At 69.4% G+C, this 15,442-nt stretch carries 15 protein-coding genes; 2 read left to right on the forward strand and 13 right to left on the reverse strand.

Annotated features, from left to right (window positions below):
- The first annotated feature begins 9 nt into the window (after positions 1-9).
- The gene (locus ACWIDW_RS03880; RefSeq protein ID WP_454123083.1) at positions 10-570 is read left to right on the forward strand and encodes a DUF3043 domain-containing protein; all 561 of its coding nucleotides are present in this window, start codon (positions 10-12) and stop codon (positions 568-570) included.
- 124 nt (positions 571-694) lie between these two features.
- Here ACWIDW_RS03880 and ACWIDW_RS03885 read toward each other — a convergent pair whose 3' ends face one another.
- From ACWIDW_RS03885 to dnaE, 5 genes are all read right to left on the reverse strand, one after another.
- Positions 695-1,714, reverse strand: coding sequence for a quinone-dependent dihydroorotate dehydrogenase (locus ACWIDW_RS03885; RefSeq protein WP_454123254.1), 1,020 nt, complete (start codon positions 1,712-1,714; stop codon positions 695-697).
- A gap of 12 nt (positions 1,715-1,726) precedes the next feature.
- On the reverse strand, positions 1,727-2,203 hold the full coding sequence (gene nrdR / locus ACWIDW_RS03890; RefSeq protein ID WP_454123084.1) for a transcriptional regulator NrdR: 477 nt from the start codon (positions 2,201-2,203) through the stop codon (positions 1,727-1,729).
- A 31-nt stretch (positions 2,204-2,234) separates the two neighbouring features.
- On the reverse strand, positions 2,235-3,548 hold the full coding sequence (gene hisD, locus ACWIDW_RS03895) for a histidinol dehydrogenase (protein WP_454123085.1): 1,314 nt from the start codon (positions 3,546-3,548) through the stop codon (positions 2,235-2,237).
- Between the two features lie 4 nt (positions 3,549-3,552).
- Complete coding sequence (locus ACWIDW_RS03900; RefSeq protein WP_454123087.1) at positions 3,553-5,100, reverse strand: hypothetical protein; 1,548 nt, start codon at positions 5,098-5,100, stop codon at positions 3,553-3,555.
- An 89-nt stretch (positions 5,101-5,189) separates the two neighbouring features.
- Entirely contained in the window at positions 5,190-8,708 is a 3,519-nt protein-coding gene (dnaE, locus tag ACWIDW_RS03905; RefSeq protein ID WP_454123088.1) for a DNA polymerase III subunit alpha, read from the reverse strand.
- 186 nt (positions 8,709-8,894) lie between these two features.
- Here dnaE and ACWIDW_RS03910 point away from each other — a divergent pair, with 186 nt between their 5' ends.
- A complete protein-coding gene (locus tag ACWIDW_RS03910; RefSeq protein WP_454123089.1) occupies positions 8,895-9,377 on the forward strand; it encodes an NUDIX hydrolase in 483 nt (160 codons plus the stop codon).
- A gap of 12 nt (positions 9,378-9,389) precedes the next feature.
- Here ACWIDW_RS03910 and ACWIDW_RS03915 read toward each other — a convergent pair whose 3' ends face one another.
- The 8 genes from ACWIDW_RS03915 to ACWIDW_RS03950 form a co-directional block, all read right to left on the reverse strand.
- Positions 9,390-10,322 carry an RluA family pseudouridine synthase gene (locus tag ACWIDW_RS03915; RefSeq protein ID WP_454123091.1) on the reverse strand — a complete coding sequence of 311 codons (933 nt, stop codon included), beginning with the start codon at positions 10,320-10,322 and terminating at the stop codon, positions 9,390-9,392.
- 2 nt (positions 10,323-10,324) lie between these two features.
- Positions 10,325-10,924, reverse strand: a complete 600-nt coding sequence (gene lspA, locus ACWIDW_RS03920; protein WP_454123092.1) for a signal peptidase II — start codon at positions 10,922-10,924, stop codon at positions 10,325-10,327.
- A gap of 7 nt (positions 10,925-10,931) precedes the next feature.
- Positions 10,932-11,495 (reverse strand): DivIVA domain-containing protein, encoded by a 564-nt coding sequence (locus ACWIDW_RS03925; RefSeq protein ID WP_454123094.1) that lies wholly within the window; start codon positions 11,493-11,495, stop codon positions 10,932-10,934.
- Between the two features lie 143 nt (positions 11,496-11,638).
- Positions 11,639-11,938 (reverse strand): YggT family protein, encoded by a 300-nt coding sequence (locus ACWIDW_RS03930; RefSeq protein ID WP_454123096.1) that lies wholly within the window; start codon positions 11,936-11,938, stop codon positions 11,639-11,641.
- A 3-nt stretch (positions 11,939-11,941) separates the two neighbouring features.
- Positions 11,942-12,415 (reverse strand): cell division protein SepF, encoded by a 474-nt coding sequence (locus tag ACWIDW_RS03935; protein ID WP_454123098.1) that lies wholly within the window; start codon positions 12,413-12,415, stop codon positions 11,942-11,944.
- Between the two features lie 43 nt (positions 12,416-12,458).
- Positions 12,459-13,136: a YggS family pyridoxal phosphate-dependent enzyme gene (locus ACWIDW_RS03940; RefSeq protein WP_454123100.1), complete on the reverse strand. Its 678-nt coding sequence runs from the start codon at positions 13,134-13,136 to the stop codon at positions 12,459-12,461.
- Positions 13,133-14,275 (reverse strand): cell division protein FtsZ, encoded by a 1,143-nt coding sequence (gene ftsZ, locus ACWIDW_RS03945; protein WP_454123102.1) that lies wholly within the window; start codon positions 14,273-14,275, stop codon positions 13,133-13,135. Before ftsZ ends, ACWIDW_RS03940 begins: the two co-directional genes overlap by 4 nt.
- Before the next feature lie 153 nt (positions 14,276-14,428).
- Positions 14,429-15,442, reverse strand: a complete 1,014-nt coding sequence (locus ACWIDW_RS03950; RefSeq protein WP_454123104.1) for a cell division protein FtsQ/DivIB — start codon at positions 15,440-15,442, stop codon at positions 14,429-14,431.

Below are 15,442 nucleotides of genomic sequence, written 5' to 3' on the forward strand. Positions count from 1 at the left end.
AGGTCGAACGTGCCCAACCCCACCCCCGCCGCCGACGACGCCCCTGAGACGCCCGCCGTGGGCAAGGGTCGCGCCACCCCGACCCGTGCCGAGCGCGAGGCCGCCAACCGCCGCCCCCTGGTCGCGAACACGAAGGAGGCCCGCGCTGCGGCGAAGGCCGACCTGCAGGCGCGCCGGCAGCGGGCCCGCATCGGCATGGAGAACGGCGAGGACAAGTACCTTCCCACGCGCGACCGCGGCCCGCAGCGGCGCTGGGTGCGCGACTACGTCGACGCCGGCTGGCACATCTCCGAGTGGCTGATGGCCGCGATGCTGCTGGTCATCGTGCTCAGCCTCGTGAACATCCCCGCGGTGCAGCTGTGGGCGATGGTCGGCCTGTGGGGATACATGCTGCTCGCGGTCGCCGACATGGTGCTGCTGAGCATGCGGGTGAAGAAGAAGGTCGCCGCGAAGTTCGGCCTCGAGCGTCGCGAGCGCGGGCTCGGCTGGTACGCGGCGATGCGGTCGCTGCAGATGCGCTTCATGCGTCTGCCGAAGCCGCAGGTGCGCCGCGGTCAGTATCCCGACTGACCCTTCGGCAAGCTCAGGGACCCAGGTCCTGTCGCGAGGCAGAGACCCAGGTCCTCTCGCGAGGCAGAGACCCAGGTCCTGTCGCGAGGCAGGGACCCAGGTCCTGTTCCGAGGCCTGTGCCGCTCATCGGCGCAGGCCTCTGTTGATCTGCCTGGCCCACAGCGGTCCGCGATACAGGAACGCGGTGTACCCCTGCACGAGGGTGGCACCGGCATCCAGTCGTCGCTGCACGTCGTCGGCGGTCTCCACTCCCCCGACCGCGATCACGCAGAAATCGGCCGGCACCGCGCTCCTGACGACGGCGAGCACCTCGAGCGAGCGCTGCTTCAGCGGCGCGCCGGAGAGTCCGCCCGCACCCGCGGCCTCGACGACCGCCGGGTCGGTGATCAGGCCGTCGCGCGAGATGGTCGTGTTGTGGGCGATGATCCCGGCGAGTCCCTCCGCCACCGCCATGCGGGCGATGGCCGCGATCTCGTCATCGGGCAGGTCGGGGGCGATCTTCACGAGCAGCGGCGTCTCGCCCGCCGCCTGCTTCACCGCGCGCAGCAGCGGAGCGAGCGTCTCGACCGCCTGCAGGCCGCGCAGGCCCGGGGTGTTGGGCGACGAGACGTTCACGGCGAGGTAGTCGGCGAGCGGTGCGAGCCGCACGGCCGACGTGACGTAGTCGGCGACGGCGTCCTCGACGGCGACCACGCGGCTCTTGCCGATGTTCACCCCGATCACGGCGCGAGGAGCACGCCGGCGCAGCGCGGTGAGCCGGCGTGCGGCGGCATCCGCCCCCTCGTTGTTGAAGCCCATCCGGTTGATGACGGCGCGGTCGGGGATCAGGCGGAACAGCCGCGGCTTCGGGTTGCCCTCCTGCGGGATGGCGGTGACCGTGCCGATCTCGATGTGCCCGAAGCCGAGCGCATCCAGGCCGCGCACGCCCACGGCGTTCTTGTCGAAGCCGGCGGCGACGCCGAACGGAGACGGGAACTCCAGCCCGAGCGCTTGCACCCGCTGCTCCGGGCGGGGTGCTGTCAGCGCGCGCGCCGCCCACGACAGGGGCGGCAGGCCGAGCGCGCGGATGACCGCCATCGCGGCGTGGTGCGCGAATTCGGGATCGAAGCGCGCGAGAACGTGGCGGAAGAGCAGCGAGTACATCACTGCCCAAGGCTACCGGTCGTCGGATTCCGCTTCCGCCGCCACGTGGTCGGCGCGCAGGTCGCCGATCGCGCGCTCGAAGTCGTCGAGCGAGTCGAACGCCTGGTACACGCTGGCGAAACGCAGGAAGGCCACCTCATCGAGCTCACGCAGCGGGCCGAGGATCGCGAGCCCGATCTCGTTGGTGTCGAGCTGCGAGACGCCGGTCTGCCGCACGGCCTCTTCGACCTTCTGCGCGAGCAGTGCCAGGTTCGCCTCGGTGACCGGACGGCCCTGACACGCCTTGCGCACGCCCGCGATCACCTTGTCGCGGCTGAACGCCTCCATGACGCCGGAGCGCTTGATGACCATGAGGCTCGCCGTCTCGGTCGTCGAGAACCGTCCACCGCATTCCGGACACTGTCGGCGGCGGCGGATCGACAGGCCGTCGTCGCTGGTGCGGGAATCGATGACGCGGGAGTCCGGATGCCGGCAGAAGGGGCAGTGCATGATCGGTCAGCCTACTCGCTCGCCCTCGGGCTCACCGGGAGGCGTCGGTGAAGCGCGCCTCGACGGCGTCGCCGTGCGCGGGCAGGATCTCGGCGTTCGCGAGCGCGACGACCCCGGCCCTGACCTCGGCGAGGGCGGCGTGGTCGTACTCGATGACCTGCTGCGGACGAAGGAACGTGTACGCGCCGAGTCCGGCGGCGTAGCGGGCCTGACCACCGGTGGGCAGCACGTGGTTGCTGCCGGCCAGGTAGTCGCCGAGGCTGACCGGTGTCTGGTCGCCGACGAACACCGCACCCGCGCTCGTGAAGCGCTCCGCGGCGGCCGAGGCGTCGGCGAGGTGCAGTTCGAGGTGCTCCGGCGCGTAGGCGTTGCTGAAGGCCTCGGCCATCGCGCGGTCGTCCACGAGCACGATGGCCGACTGCGGGCCGGCGAGGGCCTCGGCGACGCGCGCGGCGTGCGTGGTGCCGGCGGCGAGGTCCGCGACCACCGCTGCGACGCGTTCGGCGAGCTCGACCGAATCGGTCACGAGCACGGCGGACGCCTGCTCGTCGTGCTCCGCTTGGCTGATCAGGTCCGCAGCGATCAGGGTGGGGTCGGCCGCAGCATCCGCGACGATGAGGATCTCGGTCGCGCCGGCCTCGGAGTCGGTGCCGACGACGCCGGCGACGACCCGCTTCGCCGAGGCGACGTAGTTGTTGCCCGGGCCCGACACGACGTCGACGGGGTCGAGCCCGAGATCGGCGACCCCGTGGGCGAGGGCGCCGATCGCGCCGGCCCCGCCGATCGCGTAGATCTCGTCGATGCCGAGCAGGTCGGCGGCGGCGAGGATCGTCGGGTGCACCCGACCGCCGTGCGCCGCCTGCGGCGGGGATGCCAGGGCGATGGAGGTGACGCCGGCGACCTGCGCGGGGACGACGTTCATCACGACGCTGGATGCCAGGGGCGCCTTGCCCCCGGGGATGTACACCCCCGCGCGTGTCACGGGCTGCCAACGCTGGGTGATGCTCGCGCCGGGTCCGATCCGAGTGGTCTGCGGGCTCGGGACCTGCGCCGCCGAGCCCCGACGGACCCGGTCGATGGCGGCCTCGAGCGCGGAGCGCACGACGGGGTCGACCGACGCTGCGGCCTCGGCGACGTGCTCGGCGGGGACGCGGATGGCGTGACCGCTCACCCGGTCGAAGCGCTCAGCCTGCTCGCGCAGGGCGACCTCGCCGGAGGTGCGCACGGCGTCGACGATCGCGGCGGCGGCCTCGAGCGCCTCGGCACGCGCCTGCGTGGCTCGCGGCACGGCCGCGAGCATGTCGGAGGGTGAGAGGGACTGCCCTCGGAGGTCGATCGTGCGCACGCGCTCAGCCTTTCGTGATGTCGAGGATGTCGTGGAGGTAGCCGATCCGGCCGTCCTCATGTCGCACGACGAACGCCCCGCCGCGGTCTTCGATGGCCAGCGCCCACGCGGTCGGACCGATCCGGAACAGCGGCTGGCCCCGCTCGTCGAGCACGTCGCGCTCGGTGGGCGCCAGGATCCAGAACGGCTCGGGCTGACCGACGGAGTCGGTCTCGGCGATCTGCTCGCCACGGGTGCGCCGCAGCGGCTGGTCATCGGCGGCATCGCCGGCCGCGGCGCCCGCCATGCCGTCGGGCGCGGTGTTGTGCTCGACGGACGGGCTCGGGTCGGCGGCGTCGTCGGCGAAGATGCTCTGCAGCGCTTCGACGGCGGCCGTGTTGTACAGCACCTCGCTGTCGTCATCCCGGCGGTCTGGCGCGACAGGCAGAGCGTCGGATGCCTCCGGCCCGGACGGTGAGGTGGGAGCCGGCTCGTACGAGACCGGCTCGTGGGAGACCGGCTCAGACTCGGGTGCGGTGACCTCGGGTGCGGTGACCTCGGGCGCGGTGACCTCGGGCGCGGTCGTCTCCGGCGCAGGCTCCGCCGGCCCGTCGGACGCTGCGACCATGTCGACCGGCTGCGCCTCGAGCGGCTGCGGGTCACTCTCGTACGGCGCGAACGGCGCGGCCGCCGGCGATGCCGGCTCCGCATCTCCGGCATCCGGAGCGAAGCGGCGATCGGATGCGGATGCCCGATCGCGGGCATCCGGAACCGCAGTCGCGGCGGGGATGACCATCGTCAGTGCGGTGTCGACGCGCGGTTCGGCGGCCGCGGGTGGCGCAGCCGCTGCGGAATCGACGCCCTCCGCCTGCGGGGCCGCAGCGGCCGTGTCCACCGCCGGCGGAGCGGGCTCACGCTCGGCTCGCGGGCGCGGGATCACGGGACGGACGGGGTTGGCGTTGCGGTGCGCCAGCGTCTCGAGGCGTCCGTGGAAGTCGTCGCGCAGTCGCGGCAGCACGGGGGCGAACACCGTGGCAGCCGTGAGCACGAGCGTCGCCAGCTGCCCCACCACGGCGACCCAGCCGATGAGCAGCACACCGGTCTCGACGGTGGCGGCGACCTGCTGCCACAGCACCTGAGCCCAGGAGACGGCGGCGACCGCGGCCGCGACGGAGGCGAACTGGTCGATTCCCAGCGATCCCACACGGCGGATCCCGTCGGGTGAGAACCGGCGCAGCACGACGAGGAAGACGGCCACTGTCGGGACCCCCATCATGAGGATCCAGTGGATGCCGGATGTCCAGACGGTGCTGCCGATCGGTCCGAGCGGGAAGAACGAGGCGACGAAGCCGACCAGCCAGGCGCCGATGATGATGAGCTCGCGCAGCGTGAAGCCGAGGATGCCGTACTCGGGCTGGACCTGGTCTTCGTAGAGCACTCCGTCGTCGTCCGGGTCGATCCCGGCCGGGTCCATCTCGTCGGGGTCGATGCCCGCCTCGGCGCGCACATCCGCACGCAGACGGGGCTCGTCGGCTGAGGCGTCGTGGGCGCTGCCGGGCCTGTCGAAGCTCATCGAGGGTCCTTTCGTTCGTGGGGTGGCCACGCGAGTCATGATCCTACTCACCGCACCCTGGAGTTCGATGCGTCGTGTCGGGGTGACGCTCAGCCCAGACAGGCGGGGCCAAGCAGCGACTTCAGGTCGCCGAACAGATCGGCGGACACCTTCACCGGCATCGGCACCTCGAACACCTTCGCGGCGCTGCCGCGGTGCACGCGCAGCAGCACCTCGGTCTCGCCGGCGTGGCGGCGCAGCACGTCGGCCAGGTCGTTCATGACCCGTTCCGTCGCCCGCTGCTCGGCCACCAGCAGCGAGAGCGGTCCTGCGGCGTCGAACGATCCGACGTCGGGCGCGAACGCCGACTGCGCGTGCAGGTTGAGCCCGTCATCGCGACGCGAGACCCGTCCGCGCACGGCGAGGATGGCATCCTGCTGCAGGGTGTGCTGAAACTCGGTGTACGTCTTGCCCATGAACATGATCGTCACCTCACCGTTGAAGTCCTCGACGGTGATCATGCCGTACGGGTTGCCGCTGGCCTTGGCCACGCGATGCTGCACGCTGGTCACGAGACCTGCCACGGTGACCTGATCGCCGTCCTGCAGATCCTCGGAGGTGAGCAGGTCGTTGATCGAGATCGAGGCGTGCTTGGCGAGCGGCACCTCCAGCCCCGCGAGCGGGTGGTCGGAGACGTACAGCCCGAGCATCTCGCGCTCGAACGCCAGCTTGTCCTTCTTGATCCACTCGGGGCGCTCAGGCACCTTCGCGGGAGCGGCCTCCTCCATGCCGTCGTACAGGCTGTCGAAGTCGAAGCCGATCGCGCCCTGCGCCTCGTTCCGCTTGCGGTCGACGGCGGCTTCGACGGCGTCTTCGTGGATCTCCATCAGCGCGCGTCGGGTGTCGCCCATCGAGTCGAACGCGCCGGCCTTGATGAGTGACTCGACGGTGCGCTTGTTCGAGACGTGCAGCGGCACCTTGCCGAGGAAGTCGTGGAAGGAGGTGAACGGACCGTCAGCGCGGGAGGCGACGATCCCGTCGACGACGTTGCTGCCGACGTTGCGCACCGCGCCGAGGCCGAAGCGGATGTCTTCGCCGACGGCGGCGAAGAAGTTGATCGACTCGGACACGTCCGGCGGCATCACCCGGATGCCCATGCGCCGGCACTCGTTGAGGTAGAGCGCCATCTTGTCCTTGGAGTCGCCCACGCTCGTGAGCAGGGCGGCCATGTACTCGGCCGGGTACTTCGCCTTGAGATACGCGGTCCAGTACGACACCAGACCGTAGGCCGCGGAGTGCGCTTTGTTGAACGCGTAATCCGAGAACGGCAGCAGGATGTCCCACAGCGCCTTCACGGCGCCCTCGCCGTAGCCGCGCTCCTTCATCCCGCCCGAGAAACCCTCGTACTGCTTGTCGAGTTCGGACTTCTTCTTCTTGCCCATCGCGCGGCGCAGGATGTCGGCCTGGCCGAGGCTGAACCCGGCGACCTTCTGCGCGATGGCCATGACCTGCTCCTGATAGATGATCAGACCGTAGGACTCCTGCAGGATGTCGGCCAGGGGCTCTTCCAGCTCGGGGTGGATCGGCGTGATCTCCTGCAGGCCGTTCTTGCGCAACGCGTAGTTGGTGTGCGAGTTCGCCCCCATCGGTCCCGGGCGGTACAGCGCGATGAGCGCCGAGATGTCGCCGAAGTTGTCGGGCTTCATCAGCCGCATCAGCGAACGCAGCGGCGGGCTGTCGAGCTGGAAGACGCCGAGCGTGTCGCCGCGGGCCAGCAGATCGTAGACCGCGCGGTCGTCGAGGCCGAGGTGCTCGAGATCGACCTCCTCCCCCCTGTTCATCCGGATGTTGTCGAGCGCGTCCGAGATGATCGTGAGGTTGCGAAGCCCCAGGAAGTCCATCTTGATCAGACCCAGCGCCTCGCACGACGGGTAGTCGAACTGCGTGACGATCTGACCGTCCTGCTCGCGCTTCATGATCGGGATGATGTCGAGCAGCGGATCCGACGACATGATCACGCCTGCCGCGTGCACGCCCCACTGCCGCTTCAGCCCCTCGAGCCCCAGCGCGCGGTCGAAGACGCGCTTGGCATCCGTGTCGGTGTCGATCAGCGCCCGGAACTCGCTCGCCTCTTTGTAGCGCGGGTGCGCGCTGTCGTACATGCCGCTGAGCGGCATGTCTTTCCCCATCACTGCAGGCGGCATGGCCTTGGTGAGGCGGTCGCCCATGCTGAACGGGTAGCCGAGCACGCGGCCGGCGTCCTTGAGCGCCTGCTTGGACTTGATCGTGCCGTACGTGACGATCTGCGCGACGCGCTCGGAGCCGTACTTCTCGGTCACGTACTCGATCACCTCGCCGCGGCGACGGTCGTCGAAGTCGACGTCGAAGTCGGGCATCGAGACGCGGTCGGGGTTGAGGAAGCGCTCGAAGATGAGTCCGTGCTCGAGCGGGTCGAGGTCGGTGATCCTCATCGCGTACGCGACCATCGATCCGGCACCCGAACCGCGGCCCGGTCCGACCCGGATGCCGTGGTCCTTGGCCCAGTTGATGAAGTCGGCGACGACGAGGAAGTAGCCGGGGAAGCCCATCTGCAGGATGATGCCGGTCTCGTACTCGGCCTGCTTGCGCACCTTGTCGGGGATGCCGTTCGGGTACCGGTAGTGCAGTCCCTTCTCGACCTCTTTGACCAGCCAGCTGTCTTCGGTCTCGCCGTCTGGCACCGGGAACCGCGGCATGTAGTTCGCCTTGGTGTCGAACTCGACCTGGCAGCGCTCGGCGATCAGCAGCGTGTTGTCGCACGCCTCGGGGTGATCGCGGAACAGTTGCCGCATCTCCTGCGCGGTCTTGATGTAGTAGCCGTCGCCGTCGAACTTGAACCGGTTCGGGTCGTCCATCGTCGAACCGGACTGCACGCACAGCAGCGCCTCGTGCGCGTCGGCCTCGTGCTGGTGGGTGTAGTGCGAGTCGTTCGTCGCGACGAGCGGGATGTTCAGGTCTTTCGACAGCCGCAGCAGATCGCTGATCACCCGCCGCTCGATGGAGAGACCGTGGTCCATGATCTCGGCGAAGTAGTTCTCCTTGCCGAAGATGTCCTGGAACTCGGCCGCCGCCGCGCGCGCCGCGTCGTACTGGCCGAGCCGCAGCCTGGTCTGGATCTCTCCCGACGGGCATCCGGTGGTGGCGATGAGGCCCTTGCCGTACGTCTGCAGCAGCTCGCGGTCCATGCGCGGCTTGAAGTAGTAGCCCTCGATGCTCGAGAGCGAGCTCAGCCGGAACAGGTTGTGCATGCCGGCGGTGGTCTCGCTCCACAGCGTGGTGTGCGTGTACGCGCCTGATCCCGACACGTCGTCGCTCTTCTGGTCCGCCGTGCCCCAGGCCACCCGCGTCTTGTCGCTGCGGTGCGTTCCGGGTGTCACGTACGCCTCGAGGCCGATGATCGGCTTGACTCCCGCGGCGTTCGCGGCGTTGTAGAACTCGAACGCCGCGAAGGTGTTCCCGTGGTCGGTGACGGCGATCGCCGGCATCCCGTAGTCGGCCGCCGCCTGCGTCATGGAGGTGATCTTCGCCGCACCGTCCAGCATGGAGTACTCGCTGTGGACATGCAGGTGCACGAAGGAATCGGAGGCCATGCATCGAGTCTACGAGGCGGTTCCGACAACCCGGTCGGGGCACGATCGATACGCTGAGGCGGCCGGCTGCGTGAGCGCTGTCCGCAGGCAGGAGAACGCACCGGAGCAGGAGGATCCACGTGATTTCGTCCTACCTCGGTTCGTTCGCCTGCGCCGATGACGTGCGCCGTCGATACGCTGGAGCACATGGCCACTCCCGAGTTCGTCCTCGCCCTTCGCGAGCGCATCGGCACCGCACCGCTTTCGCTGGTCGGCGCGACGGCGATCGTCTTCCGCGATGAGAAGGTGCTGCTGGGCAGGCGCGCCGACAACGGCGCGTGGCAGGCGATCTCGGGCATCGTCGAACCCGGTGAGGAGCCGGCGGATGCCGCGGCCCGCGAGTGCCTGGAGGAAGCGGGCGTCGTCGTCTCGGTCGACCGGCTCGCGCTGGTGCAGCAGATGCCCCGCGTGACCTACGCCAACGGCGATCAGGTCGACTACCTCGACCTCGTCTTCCGCTGCACGTGGGTGTCGGGCGACCCGCATCCCGCCGACGGGGAGCTGACCGAGGTGGGCTTCTACGACCTCGCGGCCATGGGTGAGGTCGACGATGCGCATCTGCGCAAGATCGCCCTGGCGATGGCGGAGGACGACCCGGCGACCTTCCGCGGCGGTCGCGTCAGGCGCTGAGATCGAGTCGGATCAGTCCCATTCGCGTCCCGGGTCCAGCACGTCGAGCGCGTGCCGGAAATCTGCAGGGTACGGCGACTCGAACTGCACCCACTGTCCGGTCGCCGGATGCGTGAACGCGAGCTGATGCGCGTGCAGCCACTGCCTGGTGAGGCCCAGTCTCGCCGACAGGGTCGGGTCGGCGCCGTAGAGCGGATCGCCGACACAGGGATGCCGATGCGCGGCCATGTGCACGCGGATCTGATGCGTGCGGCCGGTCTCGAGATGGATCTCGAGCAGAGAAGCCCCGGGGAAGCCCTCGAGCGTCTCGTAGTGGGTCACCGACGGCTTGCCGTCGGGTACGACGGCGAACTTCCAGCTGTGGTTCGGGTGGCGACCGATCGGCGCGTCGATCGTGCCCGTCAGGGGATCCGGATGCCCCTGCACGACCGCATGGTAGATCTTCTCGACCGTGCGCTCCTTGAAGGCGCGCTTGAGGACGGTGTAGGCGCTCTCGGTCTTCGCCACGACCATGAGACCGCTGGTGCCCACATCCAGACGATGCACGACACCCTGCCGTTCGGGCGCTCCGCTGGTCGCGACTCGGAAGCCCGCGGCGGCGAGAGCGCCGACGACGGTCGGCCCTTCCCAGCCGAGCGACGGGTGGGCGGCGACCCCGGTCGGCTTGTCGACCACGACGATGTCGTCGTCGTCATGCACGATCCCGAGCTCCGGCACCGGGATCGGCTCGATCCTCGGCGCCTCCTTCGGCGCCCAGGTCACGTCGAGCCAGCCGCCCGCGCGCAGGCGATCGGACTTGCCGAGCGCGGCCCCGTCGAGGGTGACGCCGCCCGCTTCGGCGATCTCGGCCGCGAAGGTGCGTGAGAACCCGAGCATCTTCGCCAGCGCCGCGTCGACGCGCTGTCCGTCGAGCCCGTCGGGGACGGGAAGGCTGCGAGACTGCACGGTCAGATCCCCGCGGACGCGGTCGCGTCGTCGGTGCCGTCCGCTGTCGCGTCGTCCGGACTCGTCGCGTCATCCGGAGTCGTCGCGTGATCACGCTCTCGCGTGCCGTCGAGGCGCAGACCGAACACGACCAGCAGGGCGACCGAGATCATGCCGGAGACGATGAAGATGTCGGCGACGTTGAAGATCGCGGGCATCATCCAGGGCATCGAGATCATGTCGACGACATGGCCGACGGCGAACCCGGGTTCGCGCAGCAGGCGGTCGGTGAGGTTGCCGAGCACCCCGCCGAGCAGCAGACCGAGAACAGTTGCCCAGAGTCGTGAGCGCACCTCGACGGTCTTCCAGATGATGACCCCGACCACCACGGCCATGGCGATCGTGAAGATCCACGTCATGCTCGAGCCGATCGAGAACGCGGCGCCCGAGTTGCGGACGTAGTACAGCTGCAGGAACTCGCCCAGCACCGGCACGGCCTCGTGCTTGGGCAGGTTCTCGATGGTGAGGTGCTTCACAAACTGATCGGCGGCCAGCACGATCGCCGCGAGAGAAGCGACGATGGTGCCGGCCGCCGACCGACGAAGGGGACGACGTCCTGCCAAGAGTGACCTACAGGCCGATGGCGGAGACGGGAGTCGAGTCCGTCGAAGACTTCTGGTCGAGGTCGCGCAGCTGACCCTCGATCATCGCGCGCAGCTTGCCGCGGTAGTCGCGCTCGAACTCGCGGAGCTCGGTGATGCGACCCTCGAGCATGTTGCGCTCGCGCTCGAGTCGTGCCGACTCCTCGCGCTGCTTCGCCTCGGCCTCGGTGCGGATGCGGGCGACCTCGGTCTCGGCCTCTTCGATGAGCTGCTTGCGCTTGGCCTCACCCTCGGCGACGTGCTCGTCGTGCAGACGCTGGGCGAGCTCGATGATGCCGGCGGAGGTGCCCGTGGGCGAGCCCTCGGTGGCCGCGGCGGGAGCGGGCGTCGGCGTGGCGGCAGCAGCCGGAGCGTTCTCGCCGGACTCGAACGCTGCGAGCTTCGCCTTCAGCTCGTTGTTCTCCTCGATGGTCTTGCGCCATTCAACGACGATCTCGTCGAGGTAGTCGTCGACCTCTTCGGGGTCGAAGCCGTCCTTGAATCGGACGTGCTGGAACTCCTTGTGGACGACGTCATCCGGGGTAAGTGCCATGGGTGGCTCCTCTTTCGATGAGTTCGGTTGCCAGTCGCTGAGAGCCGGCGGTGTGGTTCATTCGACGCGTACCCGGGGCGCGCGTCTGGGAGCCAAGCATAGTCCCCCAGGCTGAGCGACGCGATGCACGCCTGCTCAGATGCTCAGGTGAGAGCGCGGATGACCGTCATCAGGATGAACACGCTGAGCATGGTCAGCATGAACCCGAAATCAAGCGCGATGGATCCGATGCGCAGCGGCGGGACCAGCCTGCGGAAGAAGCGGATCGGCGGGTCGGTGACGGTGTAGACGACCTCGGCGACGACCAGCCCGGCACCCTTCGGTCGCCAGGACCGGTTGAACATCGGGATGTACTCGAGCACGAGTCTCGCGATGAGCACGAGAACGTACAGCGTCAGCACCAGCTCGGCGATGCCGCCGACGATGCTGAGGATCGCTCCCACGGGTCAGGAGTCGAACGAGGCGGAGTCCGCCTGCGCGAGTCCGCCCTGTCCGGACACCGCGATGTTCTCGGGCGAGAGCAGGAAGACCTTGCTCGTGACGCGCTCGATGCGGCCGTACAGGCCGAGCGAGAGTCCGCTGGCGAAGTCGATGAGACGGCGCGCATCGGCATCGCTCATCTGCGACAGGTTGATGATCACCGGCACGCCCTCGCGGAAGTTCTCGGCGATGATCTGCGCGTCGCGGTACTGCTTCGGGTGCACGGTGAGGATCTCGTTGACCGCGCCCGCTGCCGGCTGACGCACGGCCGTCGGGCGACGCAGAGGCGTGACGGGTGCGGGTGCGGTCTCGTCTCGCTCGGGCGTCTCGTGCTTGTCTCGGGAGGCTCGAGCCGGCGTCTGCGCGACTTCCTCCTCGTAGACCTCTTCCTCGTCGGCGAGGCCGAGATACACCATGGTCTTCTTCAGCGGGTTACCCATCGTGTCCTCCGGTTCGAACGTTCGGGCTGGTCTGGTTGAAAGGCTAACCCCGGTCGGGGCGGGGTCCTGTGATTGCGGAACCGATCCGCAGGTGTGTCGCGCCGGAGTCGATCGCCGCTTCGAAATCTCCGGTCATCCCGGCTGAGATCCAGCCGGCGCCGGGCTCGAGCGCGCGGATGCGATCGGCGACGCCGCGCAGCCGGGCGAAGGCACGCGACGGCTCCTCGTCGAGCGGAGCGACGGCCATGATCCCCCGAAGCCGGAGCGACGGGAGCGTGAGCACGTGCTCCGCCAGCGCCTCGGCGTCGCCGACGGCACTGCCGCCCCGCCCTGCATCCTCGGTGAGATTGACCTGCACGAGCACGTCCAGCGGGTCACCTTCGGCATCCGCCCGGTGCAGCGCGTCGGCGAGCTTCACCCGGTCGACCGAGTGCACCACGTCGGCATCCCGGCGGATGGCGGAGGCCTTGTTCGTCTGCGCCTGCCCGATGAAGTGCCAGCGCACGTCCAGCCCGTCGAGGGCGGCACGCTTGGCCGTCATCTCCTGCTGACGGTTCTCGCCGACATCCGTCACGCCGAGCTCGTGCAGCTCGCGCACCAGGGAGGCGGGGTGGAACTTCGTCACCACGATTCGGGTGATCTCACCCGGATCCCGGCCTGCCCGGCGCGCGGCGTCGGCGACGCGCTCGTCTATCGCCGACAGCCGCGCGCGGAGCGTCACTTCAGGAACTCGGGGATGTCGATGTCGTCGTCCGAGAACGCCGGCTCGATGCTGGATGCCACCGGTGCGGGCGTCACGGGCGGCCTGACCGGCTCCGGGCGCTCCGCGGCGACCTTCTCGTCGAGGCGCACCTCGGGCAGCGGATCGGCGGCCGGACGCTCGATCACCATCGGCTCCAGCCGCGGGGCGGGCTCGCCCCCGTCGAAGCCGGCGGCGATCACCGTGACGCGCACCTCGTCGCCGAGGGTGTCGTCGATGACCGTTCCGAAGATGATGTTCGCCTCGGGGTGCGCGGCCTCCTTGACGAGGTCGGCGGCATCGTGGATCTCGAAGATGCCGAGGTTCGATCCACCCTGGATCGACAGCAGCACGCCGTGAGCGCCTTCGATGGACGCCTCCAGCAGCGGCGACTCGACGGCCAGTTCGGCGGCCTTGATGGCACGGTCGGCACCGCGCGCCGAGCCGATGCCCATCAGAGCGGAACCGGCACCCTGCATGACCGACTTCACGTCGGCGAAGTCGAGGTTGATGAGCCCGGGCGTGGTGATCAGGTCGGTGATGCCCTGAACACCGGCGAGGAGCACCTGGTCGGCGGTGGCGAAGGCCTCGATCATCGAGATGCCGCGATCGCTGATCTCGAGGAGCCGGTCGTTCGGCACCACGATGAGGGTGTCGACCTCTTCCTTCAGCTTGGCGACGCCGGCCTCGGCCTGGCTCTGGCGACGACGTCCCTCGAACGAGAACGGCTTGGTCACGACGCCGATGGTCAGCGCGCCGATCGACTTCGCGATCCGCGCGACGACGGGCGCGCCGCCGGTGCCGGTGCCGCCGCCCTCTCCGGCGGTCACGAAGACCATGTCGGCTCCGGTGAGCGCCTGTTCGATCTCCTCGGCGTGATCTTCGGCTGCCCGGCGACCCACCTCGGGATCGGCTCCTGCACCGAGCCCGCGAGTGAGCTCGCGACCCACGTCGAGCTTGACGTCGGCGTCGCTCATCAGCAGCGCCTGCGCATCGGTGTTGACGGCGATGAACTCGACTCCGCGGAGTCCGAGTTCGATCATGCGGTTGACGGCGTTGACGCCGCCACCGCCGACGCCGACGACCTTGATCACGGCGAGGTAGTTCTGGTTCTGGCTCATGGCCGGCCTCCGTTATTCGAGCCTGACGAGGGATAAACCTTAAACCTCAACGAGAGGGTTAAACTGTTTCCCGGTATTGCGTTCTCGTCAACGACGGTATGCGCAACATCGACGTGCGCGCGCACCGACACGGCGTGTCGCCGCGATCTGCTCTCAACCCACGACCGGAACGGTCGGAGACGACACGTCGAACGTGCTGGACTGGGGCGCGGCGGCGATCAATCGCACCAGCACCGCGGCCTTGCGTGCCGAATCGCTCTCACTCCCCCACACCACGGTCTTGCCGTCGGCCAGGCTGAGTGTGACGTCGTCGCCCGACGTCGCCCTCACCTCGGTCACTGTCGCGCGCAAGTCGGCCGGCAGCGATCTCATCACCAGGCCCGCACTGTGGAACGCGGTCGAGCCGAGGCCGCCGGTGATCTCGAGCTCGGGTGTGCCCTCGGGCCGCTCCTCGCTCGACGAGAGCACCACCCCGGCGGCGTCGACCACCGAGTACGCGTCGCCGTCGCGGATCGCGCCCACCGGCGTGCGCTCGACGATGCGCACCAGCAGCTCGCGCGGCGGGCGTATCTCCAGCGCGTACGACTCGATGACCGGGAACTCCGCCAGCGCCGATCTGACGCTGCCGGTGTCGACCAGGGCGAGAGGCCGGCCGATCTGATCGGCCAGCGACTGCTGCACGACGGCGGGGTCGACGCTCGTCGCTCCGGCGACCGTGATCTCGTCGACGGCGAACAGCGGGCTGTACGCGGCGATCACGCTGCCGAGCACGAGGGCGACCAGAGCGCCCACCGTCCCCCACACGGCGATTCGGCGCCGTCGGGAGCGCTGCGTGAAGCGGCGGATCTCCGCGCGCAGCGCCTTGCGGCGCGCGCGTGCGGCGCGCCAGACCTCGCTGCTGCGCACGACGGAGGGCGCGGCGTCCTCGACCTCCCCCGCGATCACCGCGGTCACAGAGTGCTCGTCGGCCGCGTGGCCGCCGACGGAACCCGGATCGGCAGCCGGGTCGGCATCCGCCGTTCCGGACTCCCGCCCACGGGCATCCCGCTCCCCCGCGCCGCCGAAGCGCAGCAGAGGGCGCCGGCGGGGTTCGGGCGACGCGACATCGGGATCATCTCCCGGGGTCGGCTCCTCGGGCGATGCGGGAAGCGGTGCCGGGCGCCGCAT

The organism is Microbacterium sp. NPDC055312, from assembly GCF_053645675.1.